This is a genomic window from Streptomyces umbrinus (assembly GCF_030817415.1).
GTDB lineage: Bacteria > Actinomycetota > Actinomycetes > Streptomycetales > Streptomycetaceae > Streptomyces > Streptomyces umbrinus_A.
This window is the reverse complement of the sequence record NZ_JAUSZI010000002.1, coordinates 2213249-2234566: the sequence shown is the minus strand read 5'-3', so window position 1 is coordinate 2234566 and position 21318 is coordinate 2213249. Positions and strand designations below refer to the sequence as shown.

Sequence of the window (21318 nt, the reverse complement as noted above, 5' to 3'; positions counted from 1 at the left end):
ATCCCCATGTCCCTGCGCGCCATGCACTTCGTGATGCCCGGCGCGGTCAACGACCCGACCATGCCGAGCGGCGGCAACGTCTACGACGCCCGGGTCAGCTTCGACCTTCCCGGCTTCGGCTGGCAGGTCCACAAGCACGCGATCGACGGGAGCTGGCCCCAGCCCGAGGCCCCGGCCCGCGCCGAACTGGCCCGCACCCTCGCGGACCTGGCCGACGACACCGTCGTACTCCTCGACGGCATCGTCGCCTGCGCGGTCCCCGAGATCGTCATCCCGGAGGCCGAACGCCTGCGGCTGGTCGTCCTCGTGCACCTGCCGCTCGGCGACGAGACGGGACTCACGCCCGCGCTCGCCGCGGACCTCGACGCCCGTGAGCGCCGCACGCTGCGGTCCGTGCCCGCCGTCGTCGCCACCAGCGAGTGGGCGGCCCGCAGGCTCGTCGCCCACCACGGCCTCGCGCCCGACCGGGTCCATGTCGCCGCGCCCGGCGCCGACATCGCACCGCTCGCCTCCGGTACCGACGGTGTCTCGCGGCTGCTGTGCGTCGCCTCGGTCACCCCGCGCAAGGGGCAGCACCGACTGGTCGAGGCCCTCGCCGCGGTCACCGACCTGCCCTGGACCTGCGTCCTCGTCGGCGGCCTCGACCACGACCCCGAGTACGTGGCCGGGCTACGGGCGCTGATCGAGCAGCACGGCCTCGGCGACCGGCTGCACCTGGCCGGCCCCCAGTCCGGCGCCGCCCTCGACGCGAGCTACGCCTCCGCCGACCTCATGGTCCTCACCTCGTACGCCGAGACGTACGGCATGGCCGTCACCGAGGCGCTCGCCCGCGGTATCCCCGTGCTGGCCACGGACGTCGGCGGGCTCCCCGAGGCGGTCGGGCGCGCGCCCGACGGCGGGGTGCCCGGGCTCCTCGTGCCGCCGGAGAACCCCGCGGCCCTCGCGGCCGAACTGCGCGGCTGGTTCGGCGAGGCCGACGTACGCCGTCGCCTCAAGGCCGCCGCGCGCGCCCGCCGGGCGTCCCTCGGAGGCTGGGCCGCCACGGCCCGGAGTCTGTCGGGTGTCCTGGGGCGACTGAAGAGCGAGGCAAGGAGGGGGGCGGCATGAGCGGTACGAGCACGACGCCGGCCGGGATTCCAGGACATGGCATGACGACGGCCGAGCCCGGCCTCGACGAGGAGACGAGCACCGCCTCGCTGGGACGTGGTGAGGGGACGCACACGGCAGGGCGGGGACGCGACGAGATGACGACGACCGAGACCGAGGCCGTGGTTCCGGGCCAGGGGCGGGACACAGGAACGATTCGGCTTGGTGACCGCACCCGCGGCGAGGCCATCGACGACGCGACCCGCTACGCCCCCGAATGGCTGGAACTGCGCGAGCCCGTCGACGCGGCCGCCCGGGCGGCCGAGCTGCTCGACCCGCTGCGGATCCGGCTCGCGAACCTGCCGGGGCGTGGCGGACTCGTCATCCACGACCTGGGCTGCGGCACCGGCTCCATGGGCCGCTGGCTCGCGCCCCGGCTCGACGGGCCCCAGCACTGGGTGCTGCACGACCGCGACCCCTATCTGCTGCACTTCGCCGCCGTCGGGTCGCCCCGGTCGGCCGCCGACGGCAGCCGCGTCACGGTGGAGACACAGCGTGGCGACGTCGCCCGGCTGACCGCGGACGCCCTGGCCGGCGCCTCGCTGGTGACGGCCTCCGCGCTCCTTGACGTCCTCACCACGGACGAGATCGAGGCCCTGGCCGCGGCCTGCGCCGGAGCCGGCTGCCCCGCGCTCCTGACGCTCTCCGTGGTCGGACGCGTCGAACTCGCCCCGGCCCACCCGCTGGACGAGGAGATCGCCGACGCGTTCAACGCCCACCAGCGGCGCGGCGACCTGCTCGGCCCCGAAGCGATCAACGCGGCCTGCGACGCCTTCGCCCGGCACGGCGCGACGGTCCGGGTGCACCCGAGTGCCTGGCGCCTCGGCCCGGACGAGTCCGCGCTGACCGCGGAGTGGCTGCGCGGCTGGGTCGGCGCGGCCGTCGAGGAGCGCCCGGCACTGGCCGAGCGCGCCGACGCCTACCTCAAGGAGCGCCTCGCGGCCTGCGAGGCGGGCCAGTTGAGCGTGGTGGTGCACCACAGTGACCTGCTCGCCCTGGCCCGCCCGACAGGGGGAGCCTGATGAGCACGCCGGCGATGGCGGACGAGGCACAGTCACTGGCCGCCCTGGACGACGAACTGTCGTCGGCGGTCCGTGACGGCGGTGCGGAGGAACGGGAGACCGGACGAGTACGCCTCGACGGCGAGAACGGCGAGAACGGCGAGAACGGCGAGAACGGCGGGGACGGCGAGACCGGGTCCGCCCGCGCCGACGCGACGGCGGACACGCCCACCGCGGGTCCGCGCAAGGTGCTGGCCGGCGTCGCGGGTCCCGTCCTGGCGCGCCTCGATTCCCGCGTCCTGCGCACCCACTTCGGCACCATCGCCGGCGTCGTGATCCTCACCGTGCTCACCTGGCGGCTCGGCACCGGGGTCTTCCTGGACGGCCTGCGCAGGATCGACGGCCCGACGCTCCTCGCGGCGCTCGGCATCGGCCTGCTGACCACTGTGTTCAGCGCCTGGCGCTGGTGCGTGGTGGCCCGCGGGATGAAGCTCAGGCTGCCGCTGGGCCCGGCCGTCGCGGACTACTACCGCGCGTTGTTCCTCAACGCGGCCCTGCCGGGCGGCGTACTCGGCGACGTGCACCGCGCGGTACGGCACGGACAGAGCGCCGGCGACGTCGGCCGCGGAGTGCGCGCGGTCGTCCTCGAACGGGTCGCGGGACAGGCGGTCCTGGCCGCCGTCGGCGTGACCGTGCTGCTCACCCAGCCCTCGCCGGTACTGACCGAGACCCGGCACCTCGCCGTGCTGCTGGTCGCCGTCTCGCTGTGCGGGGTCGTCACCGTGGGCGCGGTCCGCAGCAGGGGCCGGGCGCCGCGCGCGTCCCGCCGCTACCGCGCGGTGCGCGCCGCGCTCACCGAGGCGCGCGGGGCGCTGCTGGCCCGCGGAAGCTGGCCGGGCGTCCTGATCTCGTCGGTCGTGGTGCTCGCGGGACACGTCCTGATGTTCCTGCTCGCGGCCCGGGCGGCCGGCTCGTCCGCCTCCGCCGCCGAGCTGGTGCCCCTGGCACTGCTCGCCCTGATCGCCATGGGGCTGCCGCTGAACGTCGGCGGCTGGGGACCCAGGGAAGGCGTCACCGCCTGGGCGTTCGGCGCGGCGGGCCTGGGCGCGACCCAGGGCCTGACCGTGGCCGTGGTCTACGGCGTGCTCAGCTTCGCCGCGAGCCTGCCCGGTGTCGCCGTACTGGTGGCGCGTTGGTACGCGGGGCTGCGGCGCCCGCAGGAGAACGCGGCCGCCGAGCCGGGTCCGGACTCGCACATGGAGTCACCGGCGTCCCGGATCTCGGCCCGCGCGGATGGAAACGGGGACACTCAGTGCCGATCGACGACCGCAGGAAGCCCGGTCTCCGATGTCAGCAGCGAGAAGTACGCTCCGAAGGAGTCGGCCAGCGAGGCGAGGAGTTCCTTCCCCTTCTCGGCGGACGCCCTCGAAGGGCGCCCGATGACACCGGACTTGGTATAGGCCGACATGCCCAGCGTGAGCAGTTGCCGGCGGTCGTCGGCCTCGAAGTCGGAGGTCTCGTAACCCGGCCTTACCAATTCGGGGTGCCTGTGCAGCAGAATGGAGGTCTCTATTTCCCCCGCGTGCATATCGGTGAGCAACGAGGTCTGTATCCCGGCCTGTTCACGCGCCGTCTCCCAGTCCTCCGCGGCCGGGAAAAGAGCCATCCGGGCACCGGCGGCGGTGGATTCCTGCACGACATTGCCCAATACGTAATTGCCGCCATGTCCATTGACCACGACGAGGGTGTCCACACCCGACCGACGCAGCGAGTCGGCAATGTCCCGCACCACCGCATGGAGCGTCACGGAGGAAATGCTCACCGTTCCCGGCCAGGCCGCGTGTTCGTGCGAGCAGGAGATCGTCACCGGAGGAAGGAGGTGAACGGGGAATGCGGCAGCGACCTCTTGGGCTATCGCGCACGCGACGAGCGTGTCAGTCGACAGCGGAAGATACGCACCGTGCTGCTCGAAGCTGCCCACGGGAAGCACGGCAACCTGCTGGGCAGTACCGGCACCTCGTGCGCGTACGTCTTCCGTGGTGTCTGTCGGCAACTGTCCTGACACCGTGAGTCGTATTTCCGAACCGCCCGAATTGCCCATGTTCTCGCGACCTTTCGTCTCTGCTTAGGAACCAGAATCATGACAGAAATAGATGGCGTACTCGCCGGGAAAGCCCACTCCGCAGGTGTCGAGCGGGTCGTGAATGCCCCGCTGCCCACGGTGTACGGCGATTTCCAGGCCGTCGGCTACCTGGACCGTACCCGCGGAGACGAACAAGTGGCTCTGGTCTACGGTGACATCCAGAAAGACGGAATGCTCACCCGGCTGCACTCCGAGTGCCTCACGGGTGACGCGTTCGGATCCCGGCACTGCGAGTGCGGCCCCCAACTCTCCACCGCACTGCGGGAGATCGTGGCCGAAGGGCGCGGCATCCTCATCTATCTGCGGGGCCACGAGGGCCGCGGGATCGGCCTGCTCGCCAAGCTCCAGGCGATGAAGCTCCAGTCGGAGGGCCTCGACACCGTCGAGGCGAACCTCGCGCTCGGGCTGCCCGTGGACGCCCGCGACTACGGCGTGGCCGCGGACATCCTGCACGACCTCGGCGTCCGTTCCGTGAGACTGCTGTCCAACAACCCGCGCAAGCGCGAGGCGTTGCTCCGCAACGGCATCAAGGTCGACGCGCAGGTCCCGCTGCTGATCCCGCCCTGCGAGGACAACATCACCTATCTGCGCACCAAGCGGGAGCGCCTGGACCACGACCTGCCGCACCTGGACGCCGTGGTGGGCCACCGCGTCTGACCCGGCCGACCGGCCCCGCAGCCGGCCCCGCGCGCCGCGCGTCCCCAGTGGCGCGCGGCGGCGGGGCAGCGGTGTGATCAGGACGAGTGTCACCCGGACGCCCCGGCCGCGGTGACATCGGCGCGGACAGGGGAAGGGAAGAGGGATGACCGACGACGTCCTCCACCTCTCCCGCGACCAGGTGGCCGCCCTGCTCGACACCGACACCGCGATCCGGTCCCAGCGGGCCGCCTTCACCGCGCTCGGTGACGGCACCGCCGAGCTGCCCGGCAAGATCATGCATCCGAGCGGGTTCGACGACAGTGTCGTGTTCACCTACCTCGCGCGGCTGTCCGCGGACACCGGGGCCGTCGCCAAGATCGGCAGCGTCAACCCGGGCAACGCGGCCGCCGGGCTGCCGACGATCCACGCCGTGATCAACGCGCTCGACCCGGTCACCGGGCAACTCGTCGCCGTCATGGACGGCACCGCGGTGACGACCCTGCGCACCGCCGCGGCCAGTGCCGTGGCCTTCGACGCGCTCGCCACCCCCGACAGCGCCGAGCTGGGCCTGATCGGCTCCGGCACCCAGGCCCTCGCGCACGCACGCTCCGTCGCCCGGGTCCGGGACCTGAGAGCCGTACGGATCTGGAGCCCGTCCCCGGACCGCAGAGCACGGGCGGCACGCCTCCTCGCGGCCGAACTCGTTATCCCGGTCAAGGCCGTCGACACGGCGGAGGAAGCCGTGGCCGGACTGCCCATGGTCGCCGCCTGCACGCTCAGCAGTACGCCCGTCGTCCGGGGCGAGTGGCTCGCGCCGGGCTGCACCCTCGTCAGCGTCGGATCCTTCGAGCCCAGCCGCAGCGAGGTCGACACCGAGGTCGTACGGCGGGCCGAGTTCGTCGTCGTGGACGACCCCGAGACCGCGGCCGAACACGCCGGGCCGGTCGTGGACGCACTGCGCGCCGGAACGCTCACCCGCCAGGACCTCATCCCGCTCGGCGAGGTACTCACCGGCCGCCGCGAGGGACGTACGACCGGGCGGGACATCGTCTACTACAACAGCGTCGGCGTCGGTGTCCAGGACGCCGCCGCGGCCTGGGCGGTCATCGACGCCGCTCGCGACCAGGGGGTGGGTTCATGACCGGTGTTCCCGGACGTGCGGGGGTCGTCGTCATCGGCGGCGGGGTGATGGGCACCAGCATCGCGTACCACCTGGCGCGGGCCGGAGTGCGGGACGTGGTGCTCGTCGAGCGGGGGGAACTCGCGTCCGGGTCCACCTCGCGAGCCGCGGGCGGAGTGCGCGCGCAGTTTTCCGACGAGCTCAACATCCAGCTGGGCGCGCGCAGCCTGGAGGCGTTCGCCCGCTTCGGCGAGGAGACGGGCCACGACATCGGGCTGCACCGTGTCGGCTACCTCTTCCTGCTGTCGACACCGGAGGAGGTTGAGGCGTTCGAGGCCGGGGTGCGGCTGCAGAACGGACTCGGCGTGCCGAGCCGCATGCTGGACCCGGCCGAGGCGCGCCGCCTCTCGCCGCTGATCAGCACCGACGGACTGCTGGCCGCCGCCTTCTCCCCGGACGACGGCCACTGCACCCCCGAGGCCGTGGTGCACGGATACGCGGCCGCCGCCCGTCGACACGGCGTCAAGGTCGTACGCCACTGCGAGGTCACCGGCATCGAGACGCGCGGCGACGACATCACGGCCGTCGTCACCGGTCTGGGCCGGATCGGCACGTCGGCCGTCGTGTGTGCGGCGGGCGCCTGGTCACGGGCCGTCGGCGCGATGGCCGGCGTGGACCTCCCGGTGGAGCCGCTGCGCCGCCAGATCGCCGTCACCGAACCGGTCCCGGACCTCCCGCCCGACCTCCCCATGACCATCGACTTCACCAGCAGCCTGTACTTCCACACCGAGGGTCCGGGCCTCCTGGTCGGCATGTCCGACCCGGACGAGAGGCCCGGCTTCGCCACCGAGACCCACGACCGCTGGATCCCCCGCCTCTGCGAGGCCATGGAGCACCGCGCACCCGCCCTGCTCGACCTGCGCAGGACGGGCGGCTGGGCCGGCCTGTACGAGATCACCCCGGACCACAACGCGCTGATCGGCGAGGCGAGTTCGGTCTCCCGCTTCCTGTACGCGACCGGGTTCTCAGGGCACGGCTTCCTCCAGGGACCCGCCGTGGGCGAGGTCGTCCGCGATCTCTTCCTGGGGCATGATCCCTTCGTCGACATCACCCCGCTGCGTGCCGAACGGTTCGCCGCCGATGCCCTGAGACCGGAGGTCAACCGCGTATGACCGAGCTCCACCTGTGGCTGCGCCACGAGACCCGCACGACCGAGCGACGCACCCCGATCGTGCCGTCCGATGCCCGGCGGCTCGTCCGGGACGGCGTGACGCTCACCGTCGAGGACTCCCCGCAGCGCGTCTTTCCGACCGGGGCGTACGAGGAGGCGGGCTGCCGAGTCGTCGAGGCGGGCTCCTGGGTCGACGCCCCGGCGGACGCGGTGATCGTAGGCCTCAAGGAACTCCCGGACGGGCCGGAGCAGTTGAGGCACCGTCATGTCTTCTTCGGGCACGCGTACAAGGCACAGCCCGGGGCGGAGGCGTTGCTGCGCCGGTTCGTCGCCGGGGGAGGGGCGCTGTTCGACCTGGAGTACCTGGTGGACGACAACGGCCGCAGGCTCGCCGCCTTCGGCTACTGGGCGGGCTATGTGGGCGCGGCCCTCGCGGTACTGCACCACCGGGGCAGACTGAGCGCCCCACTGCGGCCGACGTCCAAGGAGGAACTGGACGCCGAACTCCAACCGGCCCCCGGCGAAGCCGAGTTCGCCTCGCTGGTGATCGGCGCGCTCGGCCGCTCCGGGCGCGGTGCGCGGGTCGCGCTCGCCGAGGCGGGGCTCGACCCCACCTGCTGGGACCTCACCGAGACCCGCGATCTGGACCGACAGGCCCTGCTGGACCACGAGTTGATGGTGAACACCGTCCTCACCACCGGGCCGAGCACCCCCTTCCTCACGGACAAGGACCTGGACGACCCTGGCCGCCGACTGCGCACGGTCTGCGACGTGACCTGCGACGTCGGCTCCCCCTACAACGTCCTGCCGGTCTACGACACGGTCACGGACTGGACCGACCCCGTGCGGCGCCTGCACGAGGAGCCCGCCCTCGACCTCATCGCCATCGACAACCTGCCGTCCCTGCTGCCCAAGGAGGCGAGCACGGACTTCTCGGCGGCACTGACGCCACAGCTCCTGGAGTTCGGGGTGGCCGGGGCGTGGGGCCGCGACCTGGACCGGTACCACGAAGCATGCCGTGAACTAGACCTGACACAAGGGGAGTTCCGCGATGCCTGAGACGACAGCCCAGCCTGCCGGCGTCCCCGTCCCCGCCTCCGGCACCGTCCACTGGATCGGCGCGGGCCTGTCCACCGGCAGCGGACTCGCCGCCCTGTGCGACGCGGCCGACCGCGTACGCCTGTGGCACCGCACCGACGAGCGGGCCGCCCGGAGCCTGGAGACCCGCGGCCTCACCGGCCGCGCCGAGCCACGCGCGTACACGCTCCCGGCCCTGACGGCGGAACTGGCGCCCGGCGACGTGGTGGTCTCGATGCTCCCGGCGCCCGAACACGCGGGCCTGCTCGCCGCCTGTGTGAGCCGCGGGGCCCACTTCGCCTGCTCCAGCTATGTCTCGGAGGCGGTCCTCGACCAGGTGCCCGCCGCCACGGCCGCCGGGGTCGTCGTCCTCACCGAGTCCGGCCTCGACCCGGGCATCGACCACCTCTTCGCGCACAGCCTCATCGCCCGGGCCCGCGAGGAGATCGGCGCCGACACGACCGCCGAGGTGAGCCTCACCTCGTACTGCGGAGGCATCCCGGCCGTCCCGAACGACTTCAGGTACCGCTTCAGCTGGGCCCCGGCGGGCGTCCTCAACGCCCTGCGCTCGCCCGCCCGTTACATCGAGGCCGGCGCCGAGACCACCGCGCCGCGTCCCTGGGAGGCCACGCGCCCCCACGTGGTGGACGGTGAGCCGTTCGAGGTCTACCCCAACCGCGACAGCCTTCCCTTCGTCGAGCAGTACGGACTGCCCCCGGCCTGGAAGCCGCAGACCTTCATCCGCGGCACCCTCCGCCTCGACGGTTGGCTCGACGGCCTGGCAGCCGGTCTTCGAGAAACTCCGCCAGGGCGACGACCAGCGGATCACCGCCCTCGCCCAGGAGTTGGCGGCCCGCTACCCGACCACGGACGCCGACCGCGACCGCGTGGTCCTCGCCGTGTCCCTGGACTTACGCGACGGCTCGGACCGCACCTGGTCGGGCCGCTACCTGCTGGACCTGGAGGGCGACGCGGAGGAGAGCGCGATGGCGCGGTGCGTGTCGCGGACGCTGGCGCTCGGGGTGCGGCGGATCCTCGGCGACGACTTGCCGCCCGGCCTCAACCGGGCGGCGGAGACGGCTGAGCGGTCCGAGGACTGGCTCGCCGAACTCGCCCGGGACGGCGTCGGCTTCACGCTGCGGACGGGCAAGCCCTCCTGACGTCCGGCGGGCGCACCTGACGCGACCTGCCGCTACGGTTGATCCTTCAGGGCGTCGGGAACGGGGAGTGCTGGATGCTGGAGCCCATGTCGGTGGCCGCGGTGGCGGGCGTGCTCGGGGCTGTCGGCTCCGGAATGGCCAACGAGGCCGGGAAGTGGGCCTGGGAGTCGGCCGGCGGGCTCGTACGGAGAATCGCCGGGCGTGAGGTGGCCGCGCCCGCGAACCCGGCCGAGGTCGAGGCCGTGGCACGGGTCGTGCACGAGGGAGTGCTCGGCGATCCACGACTCGCCCGCGCCTGGGCCGAGTTCGCGGGCTCGGTGCGACCGCCCGGCGCTACGGTCGGGCGGCCCTGTCTGCCCCCGTCCATCCGGTCCTTCACCGACCGGCGCGACGCGCTGAAGCGGCTCGACGAGGAGGCCCGGCGCAAGGCCGACGGGCGGCCCAGGCTCGCCCTGCTGTACGGGCAGGAGGGCATGGGCGTCACCACACTCGCCACACACTGGGGTGTACGGGCGGCCGAGCGGTTCCCGGACGGCCAGATCCATGTGGACCTGCGCGGCGGCGGCACGGGCACACCCCTCGACGCGGCACGGGTACTCGCCGAGGTTCTGCGGCAACTCGGCCTGGCGGACGAGGAGTTGCCGCCCGCCTTCGCCGAGCGGCAGGAGCTCTTCCGCCGGTACGCGGCCGACCGGCGACTGCTGGTCATCCTCGATCACGCGCGGTCCGCCGCCCAGGTGGAGCCGGTGATCGGCTCGGCGCCCGAGGTCTTCACGATCGTCGGCGCCCGCCATCGCCTGACGGGTCTCGACGCCCTGTCGATCCCGGTGGGGCCGCTCACCGAGCGGGACTCGGCGCGACTGCTGGCCGCCCTCGTGGACAAGTCCGCCCTCGTGGCCGCCCGCGCCACGGTGCCGTCCCTGCTGGCCCGGTGCGCCGGTTCGCCGTACGCCATCAAAGCCGCCGTACCCCGTCTCTCCGCACCCGCGCCGGAGGCCCCTGCCGTGTCCCCCGAGACCGATCCCGTACGCGCCGCCGCCGAGGACTCGTACCGGCTGCTGGCACCCGGCGCGGCGCGGCTCTACCGGCTGGCCGCGCTGTGTGATCTGCCCGCGCTCGACGCGACGGGAGCCGCACGGGCCGCCGGCCTCCAACAGGCCGAGGCGGACGGGTGGTTGGCGGAACTCGCCGAAGCCATGCTGCTGGACCGGATCGGCGACGGACGCTACCGCTACCGGGAGGGCGTACGTGCCCACGCCGAGGCCGCCGCGGCGCGCGAGGACGGGATCGTCGCCTGTTCGGCGGCGATGAACCGGACCATCGAGGGATACCTGCTGTCGGCCGTGAGTGCGGCGCGGGCGGTTCTGCCGGAGAGCTGGCGGATTCCGGAGCTGCCCGCCGGGGCGGATGCCGTGCCGTACGCTGACCGGGGTGCGGCACTCGACTCGCTCGCCGCCGAGGCGGGCAACCTGGTGCGCGTGATGGGCCTCGCCGACGAGTTCGGCGACGCGGACACCGTTGTACGGCTCGGCCGGGCGCTCTGGCCGCTCCAGCTCAAGGCGGGACACCACGACGTACTGCTGCCAGCGCTGCGCGTCGCCGTACGGGCGGCCGACGAGCGGTTCCCCGGCACGCGCGAGGCAGGGGCGCTGCATACCCAACTCGCCCACACCCTCACCGAGTTGCGTCTCTGGGACGAGGCGGAGCGCGAGGCTCTCGCCGCGGCGCGGGACGAACAGGCCGCCGGGCATCCGCGCGGACACGCCTCCGCCGTCGAGTTCCTGGGGCTGCTGCGGCTGCGGCAGTGGCGGTTCCAGGAGGCGTACGACTGCTTCGAGGAGTCGTACGGGATCTATGGAGAGATCGGTCCCGAGGACGAGGGCACCCGTGATCTGCCGCGTGCCCTGGCCCTGTTGGAGCGGCACCGGGGGCGGGCGCTGCGCGGGCTTCAGCGACGGGCCGAGGCGCGCGAGAGGCTGGAGCGGGCGCTGACGTTCTTCCGCGGGAGCGGCGAGGCCTACAACAGGGCGCGCACACTCACCGACCTTGCCGAAACCCGCCTGGACGGCGAGGAGTTCGCTCAGGCGCTGCCCCTTGTCGACGAGGCGATCGCCGCGCTCACCCCGGAGAAGGCCGAGTATCACCTCGCGTATCTGCGGGCGTTGCGGGAGCGGTGCGTTGCCGTCAGGCCGGAGTGACTCGTACAGAAGCGACCCGTACGGAGTGGACCACCGAGCCGGTACGGACGGTCAGGCCCTCGGGGATCAGCTCCTCCACCGCTTTGCCCGCCGCGAGCCAGGCGTGCAGTGCCGAGGCGTAGACGGCGGGGTCGGCCGTCGGCTCCGGCGACTCGGCCGTGAGGCGCAGGAGTTGACCGTCACGAGTGCGCACCGTGCAGGCGGTGGGGGAGGTCACGTACGCCGCCAGGGCGCTGTGCGGGTGACGGACGAGGGTCTCGGCCGTCCACCGGTCCGGGGAGCCGAAGCGGGGATCGGTGGCGGAGCCCTCGCGGAACACCACGTCGGCGATGGCTAGTTGGGCCGGGTCCCGGGTGTCCTCGTGTACGGCCAGGTGGGCCTCGCCGTCGCCGGGCGGATCGGGCCGGGGGTCGGCGTACCGCTCCACCGCGACCTCGCCCGAGCCCCGCAGCCATGTCAGCACCCTCAACGGGGCGGTACGGGACGGGGGTTCGTGCGGTGGCAGGGGGAGCGGTTCGAGGAGGGCGGGCCCGTCAGGCTCGGGCAGACCCAGCTGTCCGTAGAAGAGGCGGCGCAGCCGGGCCGCCGACTCGCCGGGGTGGGAGGTGGTGAACTCCGCCGGTCCTGGGAGGGGTTGGTGCCCGGACATCAGCGTGTCCAGTTGCGGGCGCAGGGGAGCCGTGGGGTCGAGTCGGGGCGCTTCCCGAACGAAGTCCGAGATCGGTGCGTCGAGGGCGAGCGCGTCCAGTGGTGCCGCCCCCAGGAGTACGGGGGTGCCGAGCGCGGCGGCGTAGTAGGTGACCGAGCCGTGGTCGCCGATCACCGCGTCGGCGGCGAGCAGGGCCTGCCGCCAGCCGTCGAGGGGGTCGACCAGGGTGAGGCCGGCCCGGCGGGCGCGGTCCAGCCAGGCACGGATCTGGCCGGGGCCGTGCCCGTACCAGATGTTGGGGTGGAGTACGGCCGCGACGCGGTACTCGTCGGCGGGGAGTTCGGAGGCCAGCCGCGGGAGGAGCGCCGGCAGGAGGTCGTCACCGCCGTCGCCGAACAACGACTCCGTGTGCCAGGTGGAGTTGAGGAGCACCAGTCGCTGGCCGGGGTGTGTGCCGAGGGCCCGCCGGTAGCGCTCGCGATGCCCGCGCGCCGCCAGGACGCGGTCGAAGCAGGGGTCTCCGGCGAGGACCGCCGTGTGCACCGCCTCGGGACAGGCCGCCCGCAGCCGCTCCAACTGCTCGGGATGGGACAGCACCAGCGCATCCACGACAGGCGCCTCGTCCTCGCCGAGCAGCCACTCCCGGGACAGCCCGAACACGGGCGCGTTCCCGGCTCCCGGCTCCCGGCTCCCGGCTCCCGGCTCCCGGCTCCCGGCTCCCGGCTCCCGGCTCCCGGCTCCCGGCTCCCGGCTCCCGGCTCCCGGCTCCCGGCTCCCGGCTCCCGGTGTCGACAGCCTCTTAGTGTAGCCAACTCCATGGGACAATATGGTCAATTTGCATGAAAGTGCGGCCAGTTGACCGCCGAAGCTCGCCGAGATCGCCAGCTTCGCGGGCAGGCGAACCGCCTGTTCCCAGGGCACCACCGGCACATCGACCTTCGCGAACAGCTCCGCGAGACCCGCGCGGAACGCAGAGGATCCAGGAGTCGTCGCGAGGAGCTGTACCCGGAGGTCGTCGTGGAACAGCGGCAGGACGTCCAGGAGCCGCGTCGCCGCGGTGACGTTGTGCACGACGAGCAGCACGGGGCGGCTGTCGGCCCGTGTCGCCCAGCGAGCCGCGTCGTCGCCGACCGGCACCCGTATCCAGCCGTCCTGCCCCGCGTCCATCTTGCACCCTCCCGAAGTCCCCGGCTCCTGGGCCGTGTGGTCGGGCAACGATAGTCAATGACCCGCCGGGCCCTCCTCAGCCGCCGAGTGCCTCGCGCACGAACCCCTTCAGCTCATGGAAGGACAGCATCCCCGCAGGCCGGACCTGTGTCATGAGCTGGACGGTCAGATCGTTGCGCGGGTCGACCCAGAAGGTCGTACCGCCCGCCCCGCTCCAGCCGTAGGACCCCTCGCTCTCCGGGGACTCCGTGCGGTCGGCGTCCACGACGACCGAGACGCCGAGGCCGAAGCCCAGGCCCGCGTTGCCCGGCTGGCCGTGGATGGGTTTGCTGCCGAAGGCGTGGAGGTCGGTGGGGAGGTGGTTGGCGGTCATGGTGTCCACGGTCTCGGGGGACAGCAGCCGCACGCCGTCCAGTTCGCCGCGCCGGCGGAGGAACTCCATGAAGCGGTGGTAGTCGCGGGCCGTTCCCACCAGCCCGCCGACGCAGGAGAGCAGCCGCGGGCGCTCGTGCACCGGCGGGCCCGGGATCGGCGTGATCCCGCCGTCCTCGTTCTCCTGGTAGAGGGTGGCCAGCCGGTCCGCGCGCTCGCCGGAGACCCAGAAGGCGGTGTCCGTCATCCCGAGGGGTGCGAAGACCCGTTCCGCGAGAAACTCGTCGAGCGGCCGGTCCGTCACCACCTCGATGAGCCGCCCGACCACATTGGTCGCGACCGAGTAGTTCCACTCGGTCCCCGGCTCGAACTGCAGCGGCAGACCCGCGTACACCTCGCAGGCCTCGGCGAGGTCCGCGTCCTTCGGTGCCGAGGTCTCGACTCCGGCCGCCAGGTAGAGGGAGTCCACGGGGTGGGTGCGGTACGCGCCGATGGTCAGGCCCGCGGTGTGGGTCAGGAGGTGCCGGACCAGGACGGGGCCCTCGGCCGGGCGGGTCCTGATGCCGTCGCCCGCACCGCTCTCGTAGACCTGGGGGTCCGCGAACGCCGGCAGGTGGCGGGAGACGGGGTCGTCGAGGTCGAGCAGGCCTTCCTCGTGGAGCATCAGCGCGGCGACGGACGCCACCGGCTTGGTCATCGAGTAGAGCCGCCACACGGTGTCCGCGGTGACCGGGACGCCGGCCTCCCGGTCGCGCAGACCGTACGACGTGAGATGTGCGACACGGCCGTGACGAGCCACGGAAATGAGGTACCCGGGCAGCAGGCCGTCGTCCACACGACGGGCGTAGAACCGGTCGAGACGGTCCAGCGCCACCGGATCGAGACCGACCTCGACCGGATCCACTTCTTGCTGCAACTGATCCATGGTCTGCCTCCGGTTGACAGTCGGAAAGGGCGGAAACGGGTTGGAAGGGGACGGCGGCAAGAGGTCGGCAATGGGGCGGGGAGATCGGAAAGCGCTACGAGAGTAGCCGTGAGGGGGGTGTCCTCCGAATGGATTTCATGGCCACGGCCGGACATGTTCGACGACCTGTGGTCCGGCGCGCCCAGGCGCCGCCGGCCCTGGGGCACCCCACGGGCGCGCGAGGCGTTCGAAGGGTGAAGGTGTGCGCCAGTGCGCTGAACTGCGGCTCGACCCCGGATCCGTAACCCCGGGGCGTGCGTCATAAGAGTCGAATGGCTGCCCCATGCACGCAGGATCGGCCCGGTCGGATCACGTCACGGACCGTACTGGTCCGATGACTACGCTGCGTGAAGCAACCATTCGCCTGTTCGATTCGTATATCTCCGTGGAAGCCCTGCAAACCCGTCAGGCGACGTGACGCCGGAGCGTCACGATCCGCTTCACCGGGTTCGCACCGAGCAAGGAGAACCGATGCGACCGTTCGCGCTCAACTACGCCCGTCCGGCCCAGCAGTTGGAGGTCAGCGTTCCGTATGCCTATGACTCCAGACTGCAGTTGAACGTGCTCCCGGACGGGCGGCTCGCCGCTCATGACTACGCCGTGTTGCGGGAGTTGGGGGCCACCACCTCCACGGCAGGCTCGAAGACCCACTTCGACGACTGAAGCCGGACCCGTAACGATGACGGTTCTGATCCTGACGTGCGAACAGGATGTGACCGCGGACATGGTGGTGGCCGAACTCGACGGGACCGGAGTGCCGGTCGTCCGCCTCGACCCCGCGGACCTGCCGGGCCCCGTGGCCCTGTCGGGGGAGTACGTGCACGGCGTCTTCCGCGGACATCTGTCCGTCGGTGGCCGGCTGGTGAGCATGAACGGGTTGCGGTCGGTCTGGATCCGCAGGCCCGGCGTGCCCGCGAGCCGGGTCGCCGAGCCCTCCGACTGGCTGACCGAGGAGTCCGCCCAGGCGCTCTACGGCATGCTGCGCTCCACCGACGCGCGCTGGATGAACCACCCCGACGCGGCCCGGCGGGCCCGGCACAAGCCCTGGCAGCTCCACCTTGCCCAGCTCAGCCGACTGCCCGTGCCCGCCACACTGATCACCACGTTCCCGCAGGCCGCGCGTGACTTCGCGGACCGCTTCCCGGATCTGGTGGTCAAGCCCGTCTCGGGCGCGCACCCGCAGGAACCGCCCCGGGCGGTCCCGACCAGCAGGGTCGCGCCCGACGCGGACTTCGCGGCCGTCGCCTATGGCCCGACCCTGCTCCAACGGCGGGTGGCCAAGCGGGCCGACATCAGGCTGACCTGTGTCGGCGACCGGATCCACGCCGCCCGCAAGGCGGTCGACCCGGACGCCGACCCCGACGAGGTGGACGTCCGGTTCGCCACCTCCGACGCTCCCTGGCGCCCCGCCGACGTGCCGTCACGCATCGCCTCCTCGGTGGTGACCTATCTCCGGGAGGCCCAACTGGCATACGGTGCCTTCGACTTCGCCGAGGACGCCGAGGGCATGTGGTGGTTCCTGGAGTGCAACCAGTCCGGCCAGTTCGGATTCATAGAGATCGACTCGGGCCAGCCCATCGCCCGCACGGTCGCCGACTGGCTCTCTGCCCCCACCCCACCCACACCCCCGGCCAACGGCACCAGAGCCTGGCTCCTGGAGGGCCACTGACCGACACCGATGCCCCGCGCCTGCTCAAGGGGCGCGGGGCTGTGACATTTGCGGCTCCGCCGCGTGGGCGCGACCAGCCCCCACCGGCCCGCAGGTTCGTCACTGCCGGCGGAGCGCTCTCGCAGAGCGCTCCGCCGGCAGCGATCAGGGGACCCGCACAGACAGCCCGCGCCCAGTGAACACCTGCTCGGCATGGACCCCGTCCACAGTCACGCTCCCGAACCGCCCCTGCAACACCCGGCTCTCGATCACCGGAAGAACGGCACCCCGCCGTGGCCGGTAGGAGCCGTCCAGCCGAATGGCGAGCCGACTGCCCCGGTCGAGCACCACACGCCGGCCCACCTTCAGAGCCGCCGAGCGATCCCCGTCGAGCGTCACGTCGAGAGTCGCGCCGGACTCCTGGGCGTACGCCCCCCGAACCCGAAGCGGCGAAGTCGCCCGCAGCGTCCCGCCCTTGACCCGCACGTCACCACAGCCGAGCGCGTCCGCCGACCCGGTCGCGAGGACACCCTCCTCCACCGTGCTGCCACCGGAGTACTCGTTGTCCCCGGTGAGCGTCAGCGTGCCGCTGCCGCGCTTGACGAGCGCGCCCCGGCCACCGATGTCGTTGCGCCAGGTGTCGGCGGCACCGAAACCACCGGCCGAACCGTCCAGCGTGACGCGCACGTCCGTGTCGAAGGCCCCGTACCCGTCGGCGGCGGCGAAGAGGTTGAGCCGCCCCCACTGCTCGAAGCCGTCCAGCAGGACGTAACCGGCGGGCAGCGCGGTCGTCCGCAGTACCTCGCGCCGCTGGGCCGCCGTGAGGTACGGCAGACGCGTCTCCAGCAGTGCCTCCGCGCCCTTCGGCACGGTCATGCGGTCGTGCGAGTGCCGCTTGGGCAGGACGTACGTCAACCGGGGCTCGACCACTGCCCAGTTGACGGACCGGTCCGCGTACGGGTCGGTGTCCCGGCCCGCCGAGTGCGCGTAGGCGTACAGCGTGTCCGCGGTCGTGCCCGTCTTCTCCTGGAAGTACGCGGAGGCCTGGGCGCGGGCCGCGGCCTTGAGGCCGGCGTTCTTCGGGTCGGCGAGCGCCGCCGCCGCGAGGGCCGTGGCGAGGACCCGGCCGCCGACCACGTCCACGGTGTTGTGCATGCCCGCCACGATGCGGGTGTGGGCGAGCTCGGAGGCGCGGGCCACCAGCTCCTGGAACCGCTCGGGGACCGCGTACCCCATCGCCAGCGCCGCCAAGTAGAAGGCGTTCGTGTGGCCGCTGGAGAAGCCTCCGTCGTCGGCCGGGTCGGTGCCGCGCTGCCTCAGCAGCTGCGGGACGACCACGACGTCGGACTCGTAGACGGGGTAGCCCAGTTCGTCGGTCCTCCCTGTGTCGACGACCTCGCTGTCCTCGTTCATGCGCCACGGTCGCGGGTACTGGTAGGCGAGCTTGGAGGGGTTGCTCGACGCGAACGGGCCGCGCACGGTGTCGACCAGCTCGGCGACCTTGCCCAGGTCCGAGGTGTGGGAACCGGCACCCAGCGCGGAGCCCGCGGGCGCGTCGGCCGGAAGCGTGTCGTTGATCTTGCCCGCCGGGATGCCGTCCGGCGCCGAGGTGATCCCGGTGACGGCCTTCGCCCCGCTCCGGTAGAGGTCGGCGAGCGGGCCCAGGCCGGCGATCACCGCGTAACTCTGGTGCTGGCGGTCCTGGATGAACGCCGTCCTGGCCTCGGCGTCCGTGCGGCGCCGGGTGACGCGCACGCTGTACCGCACGTTGGCGCGCAGGACCTCGGGCATGAGCGGGGTGCCGGTGTTCCAGGCCGCGCCCGTCTTCCAGATGCGCGCGAAGCCGTCGAGGATGTGCACGGCCGCGTTGGTCTCGGAGGTGAGGTTGCCGATGACGTTCGTGGTGTACGAGTCCACGAAGGCGGCGGACGCGTTCGTGGCGGCCGAGGCCGTGGCGGCGGGCCAGGCCACCACGGCGGGGCCCGCGACCAGTCCGGCCGAGACGCCCACGGAAGTCCGCAGGAACATGCGCCTGTTGATACCGGATCTGCCACGAGGGGGACGGGGGTGCGCACCGGGCATGGAGGTGCCTCTCCTTCTGGAGTCACAACGGGAGGAATGAACTCGACCGTCACGAAAGCGAGAGTGACGGCCTCAAGAGCGATGAACTCGAACTGATCACGTGAGCTGAACCCGGGCCCCTGAACGAGAGTTGAACGCGTGGATGCACCCTGCAGCGGTCAACTCAACGGTCCGGGAAACAGATCGGCCCGGGACGGCTCACTGAAGCGACCTGGCCAGTGCCACGGCGCCCTCCACCGGCGGTACGCGCAACGGCCGCGGCCGCGCCGACGGCAGCGCCTCGGCGAGTGCCTCGGCGAACGCCTCGTACAGCGCGGGCTGGACGAGCACCGTGCTGCCCGCCACCACCACGTCGTCCACGGGAACCCCGCGGCCGGCGAGCCGTACGACGAGCGACGCCAGCGCGCGGCCGCCCTCGGCGATCACCCGACGGGCCAGCGGCGAACCGTCCTCGGCCGCCGCGAACACACTGGGCGCGTGCCGCCCCCACTCGGCGGACGGACGGGTCGCGCTCTCCAACGCCGCGCCCAGGGCGGGGACTTCGGGTACGTCGAAGGCGGCGATCAGCCGGGCCGCGAGGGCATCCGGCGGATCGCCGCGGTCGTGTGCCGCCCAGAGGGCCCGCGCGGCCTCGCGTACGAGACCGGCCGAGCCGCCCTCGTCGCCGAGCACCGCGCCCCAGCCGCCGACCTGGAGGGTGTCGCCGCCGGGCAGTCGTCCCACCGCGACCGAACCGGTGCCGGCGACGAGGCCGACTCCCTTGTCCAGACCGGCGGCGGGCACGAGGAGTTCGGCGTCTCCCACGACGAGGCAGGGGACACCGAGAAGAGTGTGGAGTGCGGAGCGGATCTCCTCGCACTGGCGAGGCGTCTCGCAGGCGTGCCCGCCGACGGCCACCGCGGCCGGGCGCGCGCCCTGGGGCAACGCCTCGTCGATCAGCGCTGCCAGCCACGCGGCGGCGGACAGGGGATCGTGCGGCCGCCATCCCCTGCTCGTACGCACGTGATCGGCGACGCTCATACGCACGTGATCGGCGACCGCACTCTGCCCGGGACCGGGGTTTCCCCCGGCCTCCGCACGGAGATGCGTCTTCGTGCCGCCCACGTCGATGCCGACGGCGATGGGCGTGGAGTCCTGCACGGAGCCTCTTTCGTCGTTGCGCGATACCGCGCATGCGGAGCGAACGGCGGGCGAACCGTGTCGTGGCACGAGCGATCGTGTCTTCGGACGAGTTCTCGGGAAGCCCCGGGACGGGCTTCTGATGAGCGCGGCAGGCGTGTACCGCTTGAGTTCGTTAGGAAGTTAACTAACGAAGTAGGGTGCGTCAAGAGGTACGGAATCCCGGTGCCGTACAACCATTGCGACCACATCGCCGCGGCATGACCTGAGGGAGCCCATGAACCTGAGTGAGAGTGCCCGCGCGGTGTTCGCCGTGCTGGCCGAGGCGGGCACCGCCACCCGCCCCCAGCTTGCGGCCGGCGCGCGCCTGTCCAAGCCGACCGTCTCCTCGGCCGTGGCCGAGCTGGAGACCGCCGAACTCGCCACCCACTCCGGCACCGTCTCCGGCGGCACCGGCCGGTCCGCCGCGGTCTACGGGCTCGGGCCGGCCGCCGGCACCGTACTGGCCGTCGACCTCGGCCCCGCCCAGACCCGGGTGCGCGGCTGCGCCCTGGACGGCACGCTGCTGGCCGAGGGCACCGGCACCCGGCCGGAGGCCGCCGACACCGTACGCAAGGTCCTCGACACGCTGCCGGTCGGAGTCCCGCTGCGCGCCATCGTCGTCGCCGTCGGCGACGTCACCGCACAGGACAGGGAGGGCGCCGGAATGCGCCCCGCGACCGCGAAGGCGGGCCCGATCTTCGACGCCGTGACCGTCGCGCTGCCGCCGGGTGTTCCCGTGCACCTGGAGAACAACGTCAACTGCGCCGCGCTCGCCGAACTGCACGAGGGGGCCGCCCGCGGCCGCGACACCTTCGGCTATCTGCGGATCGGCGTCGGCATCGGTCTCGGCGTCGTCATCGGCGGCCAGGTGCTGCGCGGGGCGAACGGCGCCGCGGGTGAGGTGGCCCGGCTGCCGTACCCCTGGGACGACGGCCGTGAACCGCGCCACGAGGCCCTGGAGGAGCGCATAGGTTCGCCGTCCCTCCTGCGCCGGGCCGCGGAAGCCTGGCAGGGCGCCGACGGCCCCTGTCCCCGTACAGCCGAACGGCTCTTCGCCCTCGCCGAGGAGGGGCATGCGACGGCCCGCACCGTGGTCGGTCTGCACGCGGCCGAGGTGGGCCGGCTCGCCGCCGCCGTGGCCGCCGTGCTGGATCCGGGACTGATCGTGCTGGGCGGCGGCACCGGCGCGTTTCCGCAGCTCCTGCCCGGTGTACGCGCCGAACTGGGCCGGCTGAGCTGGCCCACGGAAGTGGTCAGCAGCACGGTCGGCGACAGCGGCACGGTGGTGGGCGCGAGCCGTCTCGCCGTGGCCCGTGGACGTCAAACCGTGACCGGTGGTACGGGGGCGAAGCATTGACGGCCTACGTGTAGGTCTGCCAATGTCCGGACAAGCGCTTTCCATGGCCGGTGGGACCCGGCTCTGGATGAGGCGTCCCGCTGTACGTGACGTACGGCAGCCGTGCGAGGGCGCGCTCGTACGACTGCGGCCCTCAGTGGCCGGGGATCCCCATCCGTCAGTGCGCAGCGGCCGGGCGAGGCCGAGCGCGGGAACGCGTACTCCAGGGAAAAGACCCGAGCCGCTCTGTTCGGCCAGGGGATCCGTAACGCACATCCAGGAGG

15 protein-coding genes and 2 pseudogenes are annotated in these 21318 nt (G+C 72.5%); 12 read left to right on the top strand and 5 right to left on the bottom strand.

Going from position 1 to position 21318, the window contains the following annotated elements:
- The first annotated feature begins 6 nt into the window (after positions 1-6).
- The 3 genes and pseudogenes from QF035_RS10500 to QF035_RS10490 all read left to right on the top strand — a co-directional run.
- Positions 7-1107 carry a glycosyltransferase family 4 protein gene (locus tag QF035_RS10500; protein ID WP_307531035.1) on the top strand — a complete coding sequence of 367 codons (1101 nt, stop codon included), beginning with the start codon at positions 7-9 and terminating at the stop codon, positions 1105-1107.
- A complete protein-coding gene (locus QF035_RS10495; protein ID WP_373466623.1) occupies positions 1104-2168 on the top strand; it encodes a class I SAM-dependent methyltransferase in 1065 nt (354 codons plus the stop codon). Before QF035_RS10500 ends, QF035_RS10495 begins: the two co-directional genes overlap by 4 nt.
- A pseudogene (locus QF035_RS10490) lies at positions 2168-3253 on the top strand (lysylphosphatidylglycerol synthase transmembrane domain-containing protein); the annotation flags it as partial. The gene QF035_RS10495 and the pseudogene QF035_RS10490, both read left to right, overlap by 1 nt.
- Positions 3254-3456: 203 nt before the next feature.
- On the opposite strand, the gene QF035_RS10485 reads toward QF035_RS10490, so the two are convergent.
- Positions 3457-4248, bottom strand: coding sequence for a creatininase family protein (locus tag QF035_RS10485; RefSeq protein WP_307519805.1), 792 nt, complete (start codon positions 4246-4248; stop codon positions 3457-3459).
- A gap of 39 nt (positions 4249-4287) precedes the next feature.
- Here QF035_RS10485 and ribA point away from each other — a divergent pair, with 39 nt between their 5' ends.
- The 6 genes and pseudogenes from ribA (at position 4288) to QF035_RS10455 (ending at position 11655) form a co-directional block, all read left to right on the top strand.
- The gene (gene ribA / locus QF035_RS10480) at positions 4288-4947 is read left to right on the top strand and encodes a GTP cyclohydrolase II (protein WP_307519804.1); all 660 of its coding nucleotides are present in this window, start codon (positions 4288-4290) and stop codon (positions 4945-4947) included.
- A gap of 145 nt (positions 4948-5092) precedes the next feature.
- Entirely contained in the window at positions 5093-6070 is a 978-nt protein-coding gene (locus QF035_RS10475) for an ornithine cyclodeaminase family protein (protein ID WP_307519803.1), read from the top strand.
- On the top strand, positions 6067-7221 hold the full coding sequence (locus QF035_RS10470; protein ID WP_307519802.1) for an NAD(P)/FAD-dependent oxidoreductase: 1155 nt from the start codon (positions 6067-6069) through the stop codon (positions 7219-7221). The genes QF035_RS10475 and QF035_RS10470 overlap by 4 nt, the downstream gene beginning before the upstream one ends.
- On the top strand, positions 7218-8279 hold the full coding sequence (locus QF035_RS10465) for a saccharopine dehydrogenase (RefSeq protein ID WP_307519801.1): 1062 nt from the start codon (positions 7218-7220) through the stop codon (positions 8277-8279). The genes QF035_RS10470 and QF035_RS10465 overlap by 4 nt, the downstream gene beginning before the upstream one ends.
- Positions 8272-9457 (top strand): annotated as a pseudogene (locus tag QF035_RS10460) (saccharopine dehydrogenase family protein). The gene QF035_RS10465 and the pseudogene QF035_RS10460 overlap by 8 nt, the downstream one beginning before the upstream one ends.
- A 74-nt stretch (positions 9458-9531) precedes the next feature.
- Positions 9532-11655, top strand: a complete 2124-nt coding sequence (locus QF035_RS10455) for a tetratricopeptide repeat protein (protein WP_307519799.1) — start codon at positions 9532-9534, stop codon at positions 11653-11655.
- Here QF035_RS10455 and QF035_RS10450 read toward each other — a convergent pair.
- Together QF035_RS10450 and QF035_RS10445 are read right to left on the bottom strand one after the other, a co-directional pair.
- Positions 11642-13471, bottom strand: a complete 1830-nt coding sequence (locus QF035_RS10450; protein ID WP_307519797.1) for a hypothetical protein — start codon at positions 13469-13471, stop codon at positions 11642-11644. The two genes, QF035_RS10455 and QF035_RS10450, sit on opposite strands and share 14 nt — an antisense overlap.
- A gap of 76 nt (positions 13472-13547) precedes the next feature.
- Positions 13548-14768, bottom strand: a complete 1221-nt coding sequence (locus tag QF035_RS10445) for a serine hydrolase domain-containing protein (protein ID WP_307519796.1) — start codon at positions 14766-14768, stop codon at positions 13548-13550.
- Positions 14769-15278: 510 nt separating this feature from the next.
- On the opposite strand from QF035_RS10445, the gene tgmA reads away from it, so the two are divergent.
- Both tgmA and tgmB read left to right on the top strand, forming a co-directional pair.
- Positions 15279-15470 (top strand): putative ATP-grasp-modified RiPP, encoded by a 192-nt coding sequence (gene tgmA / locus QF035_RS10440; protein WP_033325990.1) that lies wholly within the window; start codon positions 15279-15281, stop codon positions 15468-15470.
- 16 nt (positions 15471-15486) lie between these two features.
- Positions 15487-16476: an ATP-grasp ribosomal peptide maturase gene (gene tgmB / locus QF035_RS10435; protein WP_307519794.1), complete on the top strand. Its 990-nt coding sequence runs from the start codon at positions 15487-15489 to the stop codon at positions 16474-16476.
- A 144-nt stretch (positions 16477-16620) separates the two neighbouring features.
- Here the strand turns inward: tgmB and QF035_RS10430 are convergent, their stop codons facing one another.
- Complete coding sequence (locus tag QF035_RS10430; RefSeq protein ID WP_307519793.1) at positions 16621-18483, bottom strand: phosphatase PAP2 family protein; 1863 nt, start codon at positions 18481-18483, stop codon at positions 16621-16623.
- A 252-nt stretch (positions 18484-18735) separates the two neighbouring features.
- Positions 18736-19677 (bottom strand): BadF/BadG/BcrA/BcrD ATPase family protein, encoded by a 942-nt coding sequence (locus QF035_RS10425; protein ID WP_307519792.1) that lies wholly within the window; start codon positions 19675-19677, stop codon positions 18736-18738.
- A 256-nt stretch (positions 19678-19933) separates the two neighbouring features.
- On the opposite strand from QF035_RS10425, the gene QF035_RS10420 reads away from it, so the two are divergent.
- Entirely contained in the window at positions 19934-21055 is a 1122-nt protein-coding gene (locus QF035_RS10420) for an ROK family protein (RefSeq protein ID WP_307519790.1), read from the top strand.
- Positions 21056-21318: the final 263 nt, after the last annotated feature.

Excerpts from the sequence above, each read along its gene's own strand:
- QF035_RS10495 (WP_373466623.1), top strand. The coding sequence starts at position 1,104 with ATGAGCGGTACGAGCACGACGCCGGCCGGGATTCCAGGACATGGCATG.
- QF035_RS10430 (WP_307519793.1), bottom strand. The coding sequence starts at position 18,483 with ATGTTCCTGCGGACTTCCGTGGGCGTCTCGGCCGGACTGGTCGCGGGC.
- tgmA (WP_033325990.1), top strand. The coding sequence starts at position 15,279 with ATGCGACCGTTCGCGCTCAACTACGCCCGTCCGGCCCAGCAGTTGGAG.
- tgmB (WP_307519794.1), top strand. The coding sequence starts at position 15,487 with ATGACGGTTCTGATCCTGACGTGCGAACAGGATGTGACCGCGGACATG.
- QF035_RS10500 (WP_307531035.1), top strand. The coding sequence starts at position 7 with ATGTCCCTGCGCGCCATGCACTTCGTGATGCCCGGCGCGGTCAACGAC.
- QF035_RS10465 (WP_307519801.1), top strand. The coding sequence starts at position 7,218 with ATGACCGAGCTCCACCTGTGGCTGCGCCACGAGACCCGCACGACCGAG.
- QF035_RS10455 (WP_307519799.1), top strand. The coding sequence starts at position 9,532 with ATGCTGGAGCCCATGTCGGTGGCCGCGGTGGCGGGCGTGCTCGGGGCT.
- ribA (WP_307519804.1), top strand. The coding sequence starts at position 4,288 with ATGACAGAAATAGATGGCGTACTCGCCGGGAAAGCCCACTCCGCAGGT.
- QF035_RS10445 (WP_307519796.1), bottom strand. The coding sequence starts at position 14,768 with ATGGATCAGTTGCAGCAAGAAGTGGATCCGGTCGAGGTCGGTCTCGAT.
- QF035_RS10475 (WP_307519803.1), top strand. The coding sequence starts at position 5,093 with ATGACCGACGACGTCCTCCACCTCTCCCGCGACCAGGTGGCCGCCCTG.
- QF035_RS10450 (WP_307519797.1), bottom strand. The coding sequence starts at position 13,471 with ATGGACGCGGGGCAGGACGGCTGGATACGGGTGCCGGTCGGCGACGAC.
- QF035_RS10420 (WP_307519790.1), top strand. The coding sequence starts at position 19,934 with ATGAACCTGAGTGAGAGTGCCCGCGCGGTGTTCGCCGTGCTGGCCGAG.
- QF035_RS10470 (WP_307519802.1), top strand. The coding sequence starts at position 6,067 with ATGACCGGTGTTCCCGGACGTGCGGGGGTCGTCGTCATCGGCGGCGGG.
- QF035_RS10485 (WP_307519805.1), bottom strand. The coding sequence starts at position 4,248 with ATGGGCAATTCGGGCGGTTCGGAAATACGACTCACGGTGTCAGGACAG.